General features: G+C 53.1%; 17 protein-coding genes. 15 read left to right on the forward strand and 2 right to left on the reverse strand.

The window, feature by feature from the left end:
- The first annotated feature begins 3 nt into the window (after nt 1-3).
- Genes L1S32_RS03840 through L1S32_RS03890 form a run of 11 tightly spaced genes read left to right on the forward strand, consistent with a single transcriptional unit; the run spans nt 4 to nt 7,970 of the window.
- A complete protein-coding gene (locus L1S32_RS03840) occupies nt 4-207 on the forward strand; it encodes a hypothetical protein (RefSeq protein ID WP_278156279.1) in 204 nt (67 codons plus the stop codon).
- Nucleotides 208-210: 3 nt separating this feature from the next.
- On the forward strand, nt 211-1,053 hold the full coding sequence (locus L1S32_RS03845; protein ID WP_278156282.1) for an NADH-quinone oxidoreductase subunit H: 843 nt from the start codon (nt 211-213) through the stop codon (nt 1,051-1,053).
- Nucleotides 1,050-1,298, forward strand: a complete 249-nt coding sequence (locus L1S32_RS03850; RefSeq protein WP_278156284.1) for a hypothetical protein — start codon at nt 1,050-1,052, stop codon at nt 1,296-1,298. The genes L1S32_RS03845 and L1S32_RS03850 overlap by 4 nt, the downstream gene beginning before the upstream one ends.
- Nucleotides 1,298-1,690: a hypothetical protein gene (locus tag L1S32_RS03855; protein ID WP_278156286.1), complete on the forward strand. Its 393-nt coding sequence runs from the start codon at nt 1,298-1,300 to the stop codon at nt 1,688-1,690. The genes L1S32_RS03850 and L1S32_RS03855 overlap by 1 nt, the downstream gene beginning before the upstream one ends.
- Nucleotides 1,687-2,142 (forward strand): hypothetical protein, encoded by a 456-nt coding sequence (locus L1S32_RS03860; RefSeq protein ID WP_278156288.1) that lies wholly within the window; start codon nt 1,687-1,689, stop codon nt 2,140-2,142. Before L1S32_RS03855 ends, L1S32_RS03860 begins: the two co-directional genes overlap by 4 nt.
- Nucleotides 2,139-3,224: a nickel-dependent hydrogenase large subunit gene (locus L1S32_RS03865; RefSeq protein WP_278156291.1), complete on the forward strand. Its 1,086-nt coding sequence runs from the start codon at nt 2,139-2,141 to the stop codon at nt 3,222-3,224. The genes L1S32_RS03860 and L1S32_RS03865 overlap by 4 nt, the downstream gene beginning before the upstream one ends.
- Before the next feature lie 5 nt (nt 3,225-3,229).
- A complete protein-coding gene (locus L1S32_RS03870) occupies nt 3,230-3,835 on the forward strand; it encodes a 4Fe-4S binding protein (RefSeq protein WP_278156293.1) in 606 nt (201 codons plus the stop codon).
- Nucleotides 3,832-4,224 carry a molybdopterin dinucleotide binding domain-containing protein gene (locus L1S32_RS03875; protein ID WP_278156295.1) on the forward strand — a complete coding sequence of 131 codons (393 nt, stop codon included), beginning with the start codon at nt 3,832-3,834 and terminating at the stop codon, nt 4,222-4,224. Before L1S32_RS03870 ends, L1S32_RS03875 begins: the two co-directional genes overlap by 4 nt.
- Complete coding sequence (locus tag L1S32_RS03880) at nt 4,211-5,503, forward strand: formylmethanofuran dehydrogenase subunit B (protein WP_278156297.1); 1,293 nt, start codon at nt 4,211-4,213, stop codon at nt 5,501-5,503. Before L1S32_RS03875 ends, L1S32_RS03880 begins: the two co-directional genes overlap by 14 nt.
- Nucleotides 5,500-7,200, forward strand: a complete 1,701-nt coding sequence (locus L1S32_RS03885; RefSeq protein ID WP_278156299.1) for a formylmethanofuran dehydrogenase subunit A — start codon at nt 5,500-5,502, stop codon at nt 7,198-7,200. The genes L1S32_RS03880 and L1S32_RS03885 overlap by 4 nt, the downstream gene beginning before the upstream one ends.
- Complete coding sequence (locus tag L1S32_RS03890) at nt 7,197-7,970, forward strand: formylmethanofuran dehydrogenase subunit C (protein ID WP_347403362.1); 774 nt, start codon at nt 7,197-7,199, stop codon at nt 7,968-7,970. Before L1S32_RS03885 ends, L1S32_RS03890 begins: the two co-directional genes overlap by 4 nt.
- 149 nt (nt 7,971-8,119) lie before the next feature.
- Here L1S32_RS03890 and L1S32_RS03895 read toward each other — a convergent pair whose 3' ends face one another.
- Nucleotides 8,120-8,395 (reverse strand): DUF1922 domain-containing protein, encoded by a 276-nt coding sequence (locus L1S32_RS03895; protein ID WP_278156301.1) that lies wholly within the window; start codon nt 8,393-8,395, stop codon nt 8,120-8,122.
- Between the two features lie 114 nt (nt 8,396-8,509).
- On the opposite strand from L1S32_RS03895, the gene L1S32_RS03900 reads away from it, so the two are divergent.
- Nucleotides 8,510-9,247 carry a coenzyme F420-0:L-glutamate ligase gene (locus L1S32_RS03900; RefSeq protein WP_278156303.1) on the forward strand — a complete coding sequence of 246 codons (738 nt, stop codon included), beginning with the start codon at nt 8,510-8,512 and terminating at the stop codon, nt 9,245-9,247.
- Nucleotides 9,248-9,249: 2 nt separating this feature from the next.
- Here the strand turns inward: L1S32_RS03900 and L1S32_RS03905 are convergent, their stop codons facing one another.
- A complete protein-coding gene (locus tag L1S32_RS03905) occupies nt 9,250-9,408 on the reverse strand; it encodes a preprotein translocase subunit Sec61beta (protein WP_278156304.1) in 159 nt (52 codons plus the stop codon).
- A gap of 83 nt (nt 9,409-9,491) precedes the next feature.
- On the opposite strand from L1S32_RS03905, the gene L1S32_RS03910 reads away from it, so the two are divergent.
- From L1S32_RS03910 to L1S32_RS03920, 3 genes are read left to right on the forward strand one after another with little or no spacing between them, the layout of a single operon-like run.
- A complete protein-coding gene (locus L1S32_RS03910; RefSeq protein ID WP_278156305.1) occupies nt 9,492-10,502 on the forward strand; it encodes an amidohydrolase family protein in 1,011 nt (336 codons plus the stop codon).
- Between the two features lie 32 nt (nt 10,503-10,534).
- Nucleotides 10,535-10,963, forward strand: a complete 429-nt coding sequence (locus tag L1S32_RS03915; RefSeq protein ID WP_278156306.1) for a universal stress protein — start codon at nt 10,535-10,537, stop codon at nt 10,961-10,963.
- A gap of 23 nt (nt 10,964-10,986) precedes the next feature.
- Nucleotides 10,987-11,811 carry a CBS domain-containing protein gene (locus tag L1S32_RS03920; RefSeq protein WP_278156307.1) on the forward strand — a complete coding sequence of 275 codons (825 nt, stop codon included), beginning with the start codon at nt 10,987-10,989 and terminating at the stop codon, nt 11,809-11,811.
- Nucleotides 11,812-11,854: the final 43 nt, after the last annotated feature.

Genomic DNA, 11,854 nt, shown 5'->3' on the forward strand with positions numbered 1-11,854 from the left:
ACCATGAAAGGAAAAAGTATTCAGATAATGACCGTTGTCGCGCTCATTGCCCTCGTTATAGGAGGAATCGGACCGTATTTCGGTTTTCTTTCTGACATCGGGCAGGCGGTCATCTGCATCATCGCAGTGCCGGCCTTTGTCGTGGGAATCATGCTCTCCTGGAAATACCGGGATGGGGAAGAAGACTATCCGTTTATGGGGTACTGAAAAATGATAGGCTATCTGATTGCAGCACCATTCATCGGCCTTCTCTTCATGGGAATACACCGGAAGGCAATTGCACGGATACAGGGACGGCCCGGCCCTCCCGTCTGGCAGGAGGTTCTTCACACTCTGAAGTTCTCTTTCAAGGAGACCTGGGTTCCCCGCACCGCGAGTAAACCGCTCTACATCGGCATCGTTATTATTGCCATTGCCATCTGGGTCGGGGCGCTCTACATCGTCATGCTCGGCGGCAGCCTCCTGCTCCTGTTTGGCATCTATATGGTGCATAAAATGGTGGAGCACGGGGTAGGGCTCTCACCCGGGTCCCCCTATGCGAAATTCGGCGGTGTCCGTTCGGTCATCTCCGCGTCGTCCGAGATACCGCTCTTTGCAGTGGTGGCAGGCATCTACTTTACCACCGGATCCCTGATGATATCAGATATCATCCAGTACCAGGCAGAACACGGACCGCTGCTCTTCAGTCTTCTCCCGGCGGCAATTGCGATGTATATCGTCATCCTCTCAAAGATGCACTACGGCCCGTTCTCCATCGTCGAGGCAAAAGAGATCGTCAGCGGGTATAAGACCGAGCATTTTGGCGCCTGGCGTGCAGGGCTTGAAGTATCAGATGCGATCAAAACCTTCGTGCTGTTGATGGCGTTTGTACTGGTATTCTGGGGGGCATTGTCCCCGGTACTGCTCTTTGTCGCGATGCTCATCCTGCTTATTTCGCTCTCCTTTGTCTGTGCGGTAACCCCGATGCTGGGCCCGTATGACAGTGTGACGGTGCAGCTCGTTACCATCGTCATTCTTGTAGCATGGATGGCGCTTTTAGGGGTGATCGCATGACACAAATCAAGACAATTCTTACCGGAGGTCTGGCCGCATACCTGCTCATCGCCGTGTGGCAGGTGACGTCCCATCCGGAGATTGCTGTTCAGGCGGTCGCCCTTGGGCTGATCTTTATCCTGCTCACCGTCATTGCCTGGATCTCAGACGAAGAGACACTCAAAAAAGCAGAGATGGTGATCCTGTGGGTGGCTGTCGGGCTCTTTGCCCTGTATGCAGTCCTTGTGGCCGGAGGGATCGTCTGATGGTTACCTATCTCTATGAAAAGGACCTGCGGGAGATGAAGCTCATCATCCTGTCCAGCCCGCTGCATGAAGCAATAATGGCCGCCCTGTGTGACAAATACGGGGTTCGCCGCCAGATTCTCCGGCGCAAGATGATCGATCTCTTTGACATGTCCCTGCTGGAAAATCTCCCTGCACGATACGAAGTCTGGGAAAAAGCGCCTCCGGAACCGGAGAACAGTGTGGCATCGGCATTCGGTGCATCCCTGATCTCACGGCAGATACCCCTCCTCACCGACGATGAGATGGACAAAATCATTCAACAGACAAACGACAAACTTCACGCCGGTCTTGAAAGAGAACAGGCGCTTAATGAAGGATTCACAATGATACGGGAGGTACTCTCTTCATGAAACCATTACAGGACCTGAAAAACGCGGTCCGATCACGCTCCATTCATGTCTGCTATGTCAATGTAGGATCATGCAATGGGTGTGATATTGAAATTCTTGCATGTCTCGCCCCACGATATGATATTGAACAATATGGGATTTACGTGCACAATAACCCCCGGGAAGCGGATATTCTGTTAGTTACCGGTGGTTTTTCCCCCCAGTGGGAGGATAAGCTGATAGGCCTCTGGGAAAAGATTCCGGAACCAAAGGCGGCAATTGCCATCGGGAACTGTCCGATATCCGGCTGTGTCTTTAACCGTGAAGGGACATACCTCGACCCGCCGGTACGAAAGCACATCCCGATTGCGGCAGAAGTGCCCGGCTGTCCGCCCCGGCCGACAGAGATTCTTGCAGCTGTGCTGTCACTGGCACCTGTGGTATTCAAAGACTATGAGAGGAGAGAGGAATGAAGAAGACTGTTGATGTATCCCTTCCTATAGGGCCGGTGCATCCGGTCTTTAAGGAACCCTGCCGGATTAAATGTGAAACACGTGGTGAATACGTAATCAAGGCAGAACTTGAGCTTGGCTATGTCAAAAAAGGCATTGAACGCATCATGGTCGGACGGCCCTGGCAGGAAGTGATGTTTCTGGCAGAACGGGTCTGCGGCATCTGTTCTGTCATCCACAATTATGTCTGCATCGAAGGGATGGAGCGCATCAGTGATGTCCCGGTACCGGACCGGGCGGCCTATCTCCGGGCGGTGGTGAACGAACTGGACCGGATCCAAAGTCACCTGCTGGCCAATTACTCCTACTGCTACACCATCGAGCATGAAACCCTTGCGATGTATCTTCTGAATCTGCGGGAGACTGCGATGGACGCCCTGGAGCTGATCACCGGAGCACGCGTCACCTGTTCATTCATCATCCCCGGCGGTGTGCGGTTTGACCTGACCCCGGAGAAAGAGCGCAGCCTTCGCACCATGCTTGATCACATCGATGCCGAACTCACCCGGTTTGTACGGATGTTTGAGGGGGGCTCACTGATCGCCCTCCGGAGCAAAGATGTCGGCACCTTCACCCGTGAAGAGGCCATCGAATCCCATGCCGTGGGCCCGACTGCCCGTGCCAGCAACCTGGACAATGACTGCAGAGGATTCCACCCGACCTACCGGAAACTGGGGTTCGAGCCGATTCTTCTCGATGACGGCGACAATTATGCACGCATCATGATCCGGTTTCTGGAGGTGTTCCAGAGCACTCAGCTCATCCGCACCTGTCTGGCGCAGATGGAGGCAGGCAGCATCCGGGGCGGCGGCACCATCGGCGGAGGCGCATTCAAATGGGCAGGGGAGGCCCCCCGCGGTGAACTCTCGTATTCTATCAGCACCGATGAACACGGACGGGTGAAGGAGATTGGCATACGGACCCCGTCCATCATGAATATCGAGGCCTGTGTGCATTACATGCTGAAGGGAGTGAGTTCTTCTGCGGATGTGACATCCACGTACATCAGCTCGGATCCATGCATCGCATGCAATGAGAGGTGAATGAAATGGCATCTTCAATAATCTGGTATCTGAGAGAATTTGTCCGGGGAGAGTGGCTCACGAAGTTCTTCACCGTCAAAACCGCTCCTCTGGACACTCCGCCTTATTTCCGGGGATTTCCCACACTCACAGAGAAGGAATGCACCCATTGCCTCGCCTGTATGATGATCTGCCCGGCGCCCAACGCCATCGAGGTGCTGGAGACAGACGGCGTATGGAATCCGGTCATCTATCCCGGCCACTGCATCCGGTGCGGACTCTGTGTTGAAGCGTGCCCGGAGGATGTCCTGACAACAGGCGTTATTCTCGCGGTGCAAAAAACCGACAGGACGTCATTTCAGGCAACCTTTCACCTCTCCATCGACCCCGTTCTGTGCAGACGGTGTGGAAACTGTGCGGTTGCATGCCCGGTCAATAAAGAGATCGATCCCTATCTGGGCGGGACAGGGACCGCATTCAGCGAAGAGGTCATCATGCGCATCTTCAACGGTGAGATGCGTGTCATTCACCCCGAGAAATGCACCGGGTGCAAAACCTGTGAAAAAACCTGCCCGAACCATGCAATCAGGGTTGCACGTGTAGTGGAAGGCGTACAGGAGGCAGGCGTATGAAATTTATCCTGAATACCGGACGGACCATCCGGCAGGGGAAATATATTGAGAGTAAACTGGGGAAGGGATATGCCGAAGAGACCTCCCGGTGCCAGATCCATCCACTTGACCTCCTTGAACTGGGCGTAGAAGAAGGGGAAAATGTGCTGGTGAAAAGTGAGGCGGGTGAGGTTGTGCTGGTCGCCGTTGCCGATGAGGGACTACCGAAAGGGATGGTCTTTGTCTCCTACGGCATTCACTGTAATTCAATCATCTCAGCCAGCACCCATGGCACAGGGATGCCTGACTATAAGATCCATGAGGTGGAAATTGTCCCGACTTCAGAAGACCGGAAAACGCCGGTTGAGCTGCTGGAGCAATTAGGAGGTCTCAGGTATGCAGGAAATTAAGGATATGGTCTGCCCCTTCTGCGGGTGCCTCTGCGATGATGTCACCCTGGAAATAGACGGTGACAGAATCGTATCGACCGACAACTGCTGCACCATCGGAAACGCAAAGTTCCTGGGCAAACACCGGCTGAAGAACCCGATAAAAAAGGTCAACGGTAAATGGGTGGACATCACCTATGACGAAGCCGTTGACACCGCAGTCGACATTCTCCTGGATGCAGACAGGCCCCTTCTCTTTGGCTGGTCCGGCACCCACGGAGAGGCGCAGTGTGTCGGTGTCCATATGAACGAAATTCTGGGCGGCGTGATTGACAGCACGACATCGGTCTGCCACGGCCCGTCCATTCTTGCCATCCAGGAAGTAGGCCATCCCGGCTGCACGTTAGGTCAGGTCAAAAACCGTGCAGACCTGATCATCTACTGGGGATGCAATCCCATCGAGGCCCATCCCCGTCATATGAGCCGCTACACCACCTATGCAGACGGATATTTCCTGGACAACGCATTCCGGAACCGCAAAGTCATCGTCGTCGATGTCCGGGAGACGGAGACCGCAAATGTCGCCGATGAATTCATCCGGATTAAACCGGGCGGCGATTATGCGGTGCTCTCCTCCCTGCGGGCAATCATCCGCGGCAAAGGCGATATGATTCCCGATTCAGTGGCAGGCGTCAGCAGGACACAGCTGATGCAGGTCGCCGAGATGTGCAGGACCTGCTCCTTTGGTGCATTGTTCTTTGGCGTCGGCCTGACCATGGCGAAAGGGAAGTACAAAAACATCAGAAATGCGATTGAACTCGTCGATGACCTGAACCGCCACACGAAATTTACGCTCACCCCCATGCGGGGGCACTGGAACGTCTACGGGGCAAATGAAGTCTTCTCGTGGATGACCGGCTACCCGTTTGCGGTTGACTTCTGCCGGGGTGTTGCATTCTATAATCCCGGAGAGACCTCAGCTGTCGATGTGCTTGCACGAAAAGAGTGTGATGCCTGTATGGTCATTGCAAGCGATCCGGGCGCACATTTTCCCCGTGCCTGTGTGGAGCAGATGCGTGACATCCCCCTGATTGTGATTGACCCGTTCCAGTCACTGACCACCCCCCTTGCAGACCTCCAGATACCGGCCGCAGTGACAGGCATCGACGCGGAAGGGACGGCATACCGGATGGACGGGATCCCCATCAAGGTCAAAAAGGCGATGGACTCCGACTACCCCTCCGACACAGAGATTCTCACCAGGATTTATGACAGGATGCTTGAGGTGAAAGGGCTATGAAGACGCTTCTGATAAAAAATGCCTTCGTCATCGATCCGGTTCAGAAGATATCCGGCGAGATGATGGATATTGCCGTTCGCGACGGGAAAATCGTCGATGATGTGAAAAACCCGGATCAGGTGATTGACGCAGAGGGCATGCTGACACTCCCCGGCGGCATCGATTCCCACACCCATATCTGCGGAACCAAGGTGAATTTCGGGAGATACATGAGCCCGGAGGACATGCGTGCCGGACGGACATCCCGCAAAGGGGATATGCATGCCACATCGGGGTACAGTGTCCCGACCACCTACGGGAACAGTTACCGGTATTCCCGGATGGGATACACAACCCTCCTTGAAGGGGCGATGGCGCCCATGGAGGCACGCCACACCCATGAGGAGTTCCGGTATACGCCGATGCAGGACTGCCTCGCAAATACCCTCTTTGACGGCAACTGGTTTGCTCTGGAGGCAATTCAGGACAAGGATATAAAACGGCTTGCAGGAATTCTGGCATGGTACCTGTCCGCGGCAAAGGGATTCGGCGTCAAACTGACCAATCCGGGCGGGACAGAAGCATGGGGGTTCGGACAGGACATCTCCTGCATTCACAAGCCGATTCCACGGTTCGGCATCACGCCCCGCGAGATCATCGTGCGGATGATTGAGGCAAACGAGATGCTTAATCTCCCCCATTCCGTACATCTGCACTGCAACAACCTGGGAAAACCGGGCAATTATATGTGCACGCTGGACACCTACAATGCCATCCCTGACCTCAATGACAAGCGCCAGTCCCTCTATTCAACCCATGTGCAGTTCCATTCCTACGGCGGCACTTCATGGAATGACTTCTGTTCAAAAGCGGACGATATTGCCCGATCGGTGAATGACAAACCACAGATCGTCATCGACACCGGCCAGGTGATGTTCGGGAAGACGACCACCATGACGGCCGACGGCCCGATGGAGTTTAACCTCTATCGTTTGTACCACAACAAGTGGAGCAATCATGATGTGGAAATGGAGACCGGCTCAGGGGTCATTCCTGTTCATTACCGGAAGAAAAACCTGGTAAATGCCATCATGTGGTCAATCGGCCTTGAACTTGCACTGCTGGTGGATAACCCATGGCAGTGCATTCTGGCGACCGACAACCCCAACGGTGCACCGTTTGTCAAATATCCCGAAGTGATGGCGCTTCTCATGAGCAAAGAGTACCGGGAGAAGGAGTTTGCAACCCTCCACAAATCAACCGGCAGACGGGTGGCCCTGCCTGCAATTGACCGTGAGCTGACCTGGGATGAGATTGCGGTCATGACCCGTTCGGCACAGGCCCGTGCACTGGGCATCATCGATTACGGGAAAGGGCACCTGGCGGAAGGAGCGGAGGCAGATATTGCCATCTATCCTATCCATGTCGACACAACCGACCCGGCACACGATTATGAACGTATCATCAATGGCTTTTCCACCACGGAATACACCATTAAGCGGGGTGAAGTCGTCTGCCGGAGAGGCACGTGCACGCTGGAAGGAAACCATTCGACATACTGGGTGAAACCCCACGTATCCCCGGCATACGATATGAGTACGGATACGGCATTTATTGACGGCTTTAACAAGTATTACTCCATGAGAATCGGAAACTATCCGGTCGGAGACGAGTATATCGGTCGGAATGTCTGCATTGAGACGGAGGCATCCATATGATGCGTGTCATCCTTGAAGTAAAAGAACGCCACAAACCGAATCTCCCGATTGAGGCGGAATGCATCACCCCGAAAAATTTTCTGGATGCGGAACGTGAATTTCACGTCTGGAAAGGCAATAAAGAGCTGGATTTGACCGATGTCTTTCACGTCCGCAAAGACGGCACTGCCAAATCCGCCGAGCAGGTGGAGATAACCATCCGCGGTGACAGCTCCCATATCAAGCGCGTGGGAGAATACATGGACGGAGGAAAGATCCTGATTGAACGGGATATCGGGATGCACTGCGGGAATTTCATGAGTGCCGGACGTATTGAGATTCTGGGCAATGCAGACTCCTGGCTGGGCCGTGAGATGCAGGGCGGAAAAATCGTCTGCCACGGCGATGCAATGGACTATGCCGGTTCCGGATATCGGGGCGAAAAACAGGGCATGCGGGGCGGAATCATTGAGATAATGGGAAATGCCGGGGATTTTGCCGGAGAAACCATGGCCGGTGGAGAAATAATTATCCACGGAAACGCAGGGGACATGCCCGGCGTTGACATCAGGGACGGGTGCCTGACGATTATGGGCGACTGTTCACGACCCTGCGGCAATATGTCCGGGGGCGAGTGCCGCGTATTCGGCACGGCATATGATATGCTTCCGACATTCAGAAACGAGGGCGCGACAACAATAGACGCAATGCCGGTCACCCGGTTTTCCGGGGATTATACCTCACGTGGATTGGGAACACTTTATGTGGGAACCTGCAAATATATGGATTAATGCTGAAACATAGTTGCGGATATACTGCTCCCATTCATTGCAAAAACTGTGGCAGGCCACTCATACAGCGGGAGAAAAACGGCCTGTACTGCCCCTATTGTGGTCGTCAGGTCACCATGATCTGCCCCGGATGCGGAAAACCCTGGTGATCAGCGGTTCAGTATACTGCTGCCGACCCGGCGTGCATACGCCGCACGCAGTTTTTCGGTCTCTTCAACGGTCAGATCCGTTCTTTTATTCTGCTGCAGATAGCGCTCCAGTTCAGCAATCACGGCATCGGCTTCGTGATGGTCCGTCACTTCAAGATATTCCGGAACACTGTTTCGCTGCATGGTTTCACCACAGACCGGGCAGAGTTTCCACTTCTGGAACGGGTCAATATAGGTGAATGTACTGCAGTTCTGACAGCGGATAATAAGGTACATCTTATATATCGCTAATGTATGCGCCAGACTATTAATCTTTGTGACAGATGACCGTTGATGCCGGAGAGAGAACGTTTGCGGATGGTTTTTATTTCTGGCGAATATTATTGAGTAATGACAATTGAAATCATTCCGGTCGAAGGAATACCCATCATTCAGGCAGGAGATAATTTCCCTGCATTCATCGCAGACTGCCTCGCTATTGAAGACGGCGACATCCTCTGTGTGGCATCTTCCGCATATTCCAAATCAAAGGGATATATGCGGAGTCTCGCAGACATTCAGCCGACGGAGCGTGCAGAGGAGATCGCTGGAAAATGCGGTGAAGACCCCCGTTTCATTCAGGCCGTGCTGGATGAAGCCGATGACATCATCATCGATTATCCATTCATTCTCTGCTCTCTGCCGCACGGGCATGTGGGTGTGCGGGCAGGCATCGACCACTCGAATGTGGAAGACGGTCTCATCATTGTGCTCCCCCCCAATCCCATGGAGGCCGCAGATGAAATCCGGCAGGAGATACTGCGAATAACCGGCAAAAATATCCGTGTCATTCTCACCGATACCTGCGGCCGTTCATTTCGGAGAGGGCAGACCGGAGCGGCTATTGGATGGAGCGGCATGCCCGCCATACAGGATTACCGCGGGGATACGGATCTCTTCGGCCATGTGCTTGAAATCACCGAAGAAGCCGTTGTTGACGAGATCGCAGGCATTGCGAACTTTGTCATGGGTGAGAGCAATCGCGGCGTCCCTGCGGTCGTCTGCAGAAATGCTCCCTACTGGGAGGGGCATGACAACCTGTATTTCAGGGCGGAAGAAGATATCACCCGAAAAGCAATGAAAAAATAATATTAGTATAATGCATTCAGAACGATTGTAATAACAGCTATTACTCCGGCAACAATCATTACCGTTGTCGGGGCAATATGCACGGCCCTGCGATCTTCACTATCATAATACGTAACCAGACCGGCTGAGGATACAAGCCTTCCACCACTCTTTTTTGCCATGCAGTACAATTGAATTTTGGCATATTTAAATTGGAAGGTGACCAACACTGAACGCTGAACAGATATATGAGGGAAAGGCTCTTTTGGGCGGGGATTTTGAGGAGCAGAATGTCCGGATTGTGGTCACCGACGGTAAAATCTCCGCAATCGAAGAGATTTCCCGCGCCCCCGACATCTGGATCTTTCCGGGTTTTTTTAACGCTCACACGCACCTGGGCGACACCATTGCAATGGACGTCGATGCCCCCGGCACTCTCGGCGAGCTCGTCGCACCCCCTGACGGCCTGAAACACCGTCTGCTTCGTGCCGCACCCCCCCGGACCTGTGTGGAAGCGATGCAGGCCAGTATACAAACGATGGCACGGACCGGCGTTTTTGGATTTGCTGATTTCCGGGAGGGCGGCATACCGGGCGTTCAGTATCTTCAGGAGGCCAACGCTGGTTGCTCCCTTGATTCAGCCATCTTTGGACGGGACGGCGGTGAGGTGATCAGTGACGGCCTGGGCATCTCCAGCACCCGCCATTACGGAGAGGAGTTAACCGGAATCATCGAGGCGGCCCGGGCAAACGGGAAAAAGATCGCCTTTCATGCAGGAGAAAAGGACAGCAGGGATGTGGATACGGCCCTCTCCTTTGAACCGGACATGCTGATTCACTGCACCCACATAACGTCTGGCCAGATAAGAGCGATTGCGGATGCAGGAATACCGGTTGTCATCTGCCCCCGCTCCAACTGGCGGCTGGGAGTAACCTCATCCAGTCAGTATCCGCCGGTTCATACGATGCTTGAGGCAGGAATTGAGCTTTGGCTGGGGACCGACAACGTCATGTTTGTCCAGCCGGACATCGCAGCAGAGATGGCATTCTGCCACTATGTATATGGCGTGGAGGCAGGAGAACTGCTCCGGATGGCAACCGGAGGAAGCCGGATAACAGGCAAAAAGTATGCCCTTGCCAAAGGAAATGATGCACGGTTTATCCGGTGCAATATAGCGCGTTCAAATGCAAAATACTCGAAAAACATGTTAAATACTATAATAAACCGACTAAACCCACTTGACCTGGAAGGAAGTCTTTTAAATTGCCATTTGTAATAGTTAATAAGGCAATTCTAAGAGGTGTACCTGTGTTTACAAATATTCTCGTCGCCGTAGACGGATCAGAAATCAGTATTAAAACTCTGGAAACGGCATTGTCCGAAGCCAAAGTGTGGAATGCACAGCTCAATGTAGTTTATGTTCTTGAGACCGGTCTTTTTGACGATATTCCTGCAGATGAAACAACGGAATATATCAGAAACCTGCTGGAACAGCAGGGGCTGAATGTCTTTTCCTATGCAGAGAAACGGTGCGAAGAAGAAGGCGTGACCCTGAATACGCATTTTAGAAAAGGCCATGCAGGTATCGAAATCATCGCTGCAGCAGCAGATATGAATGCTGATCTCATAGTTCTCGGCTCCCACGCAAAAAGTGATATCGAAAAGATTCTGCTCGGCAGTGTGACAACACACGTCGTACGGCACAGTCCGGTCAGCACACTGGTGGTGAGAGCATAATACAGGAAACTGTTCGTGACGTGATGACAACGGATGTCGTCTGTGTGGAAATCCCCGGAAACAGAGACGATGTCCTCAGGATTCTGAAACGAACAGGGATCAGTGGCGTGCCTGTACTGAAAGAGGGAGTGCTGGTAGGGATCATCACCCGAAAAGATTTGCTCAGAAAGGCTGACGAAATGCAGCTTGGGCTTCTGATGACACCCGACCCGGTCACGATCACGCCGGATGTAACGATTCAGGCTGCAGCGAAAATTTTGATTGATAATCATTTCCGCCGTCTGCCGGTCGTGGAAGGAGGCGAACTCGTCGGCCTTATCAGTATATCAGATATTGTGGGAACGATTGCCCGGATGAAGATCACAGAAGAGATCCGCAATAAATTCAGCTCCCATACATTTGCCATCTGGGAGGAGTCACCCCTGCCGCTTGTCGGCAGAATCATGGAGATGTCCGGATATGATGCCGTGCCTATTCTGAATGAAAGCGGTCAGCTGACCGGCATCATATCAGAACGGGACTTAATCCGCCATTCAAGCATTGAAGACAGTGTTGAAGTGAGTGACTTCTCAAACGGCACGGACGACGATGAATGGACCTGGGAATCCCTCCGCGACAACTACACCATATCCTATGGCATCTCCAAGGTGCAGCTCCCGAATAAACCGGTCAAAGAGGCAATGGTCAAGGAAGTCGTGGCCGTCCCCCTGAATGCAGAGGTAAGTGAATGCGCTCTTAAGATGAAGCGGGCACGGGTCGATCAGCTTCCGGTCATTAACGGGGACCGAAAAATGGTTTCTATGCTGTATGACCGCGAGTTAATCCGCATAATTCTTGAAGAAGCGTAACACCTTCTTCATTTCACAAATACTTTCAGATCCGTTTCTGAAA

The sequence above is a fragment of the Methanogenium sp. S4BF genome (genome assembly GCF_029633965.1).
Lineage (GTDB): Archaea > Halobacteriota > Methanomicrobia > Methanomicrobiales > Methanomicrobiaceae > Methanogenium.

Excerpts from the sequence above, each read along its gene's own strand:
- L1S32_RS03920 (WP_278156307.1), top strand. The coding sequence starts at position 10,987 with ATGACAACGGATGTCGTCTGTGTGGAAATCCCCGGAAACAGAGACGAT.
- L1S32_RS03860 (WP_278156288.1), top strand. The coding sequence starts at position 1,687 with ATGAAACCATTACAGGACCTGAAAAACGCGGTCCGATCACGCTCCATT.
- L1S32_RS03885 (WP_278156299.1), top strand. The coding sequence starts at position 5,500 with ATGAAGACGCTTCTGATAAAAAATGCCTTCGTCATCGATCCGGTTCAG.
- L1S32_RS03905 (WP_278156304.1), bottom strand. The coding sequence starts at position 9,408 with ATGGCAAAAAAGAGTGGTGGAAGGCTTGTATCCTCAGCCGGTCTGGTT.
- L1S32_RS03880 (WP_278156297.1), top strand. The coding sequence starts at position 4,211 with ATGCAGGAAATTAAGGATATGGTCTGCCCCTTCTGCGGGTGCCTCTGC.
- L1S32_RS03865 (WP_278156291.1), top strand. The coding sequence starts at position 2,139 with ATGAAGAAGACTGTTGATGTATCCCTTCCTATAGGGCCGGTGCATCCG.
- L1S32_RS03855 (WP_278156286.1), top strand. The coding sequence starts at position 1,298 with ATGGTTACCTATCTCTATGAAAAGGACCTGCGGGAGATGAAGCTCATC.
- L1S32_RS03840 (WP_278156279.1), top strand. The coding sequence starts at position 4 with ATGAAAGGAAAAAGTATTCAGATAATGACCGTTGTCGCGCTCATTGCC.
- L1S32_RS03875 (WP_278156295.1), top strand. The coding sequence starts at position 3,832 with ATGAAATTTATCCTGAATACCGGACGGACCATCCGGCAGGGGAAATAT.
- L1S32_RS03850 (WP_278156284.1), top strand. The coding sequence starts at position 1,050 with ATGACACAAATCAAGACAATTCTTACCGGAGGTCTGGCCGCATACCTG.
- L1S32_RS03870 (WP_278156293.1), top strand. The coding sequence starts at position 3,230 with ATGGCATCTTCAATAATCTGGTATCTGAGAGAATTTGTCCGGGGAGAG.
- L1S32_RS03900 (WP_278156303.1), top strand. The coding sequence starts at position 8,510 with ATGACAATTGAAATCATTCCGGTCGAAGGAATACCCATCATTCAGGCA.
- L1S32_RS03845 (WP_278156282.1), top strand. The coding sequence starts at position 211 with ATGATAGGCTATCTGATTGCAGCACCATTCATCGGCCTTCTCTTCATG.
- L1S32_RS03895 (WP_278156301.1), bottom strand. The coding sequence starts at position 8,395 with ATGTACCTTATTATCCGCTGTCAGAACTGCAGTACATTCACCTATATT.
- L1S32_RS03890 (WP_347403362.1), top strand. The coding sequence starts at position 7,197 with ATGATGCGTGTCATCCTTGAAGTAAAAGAACGCCACAAACCGAATCTC.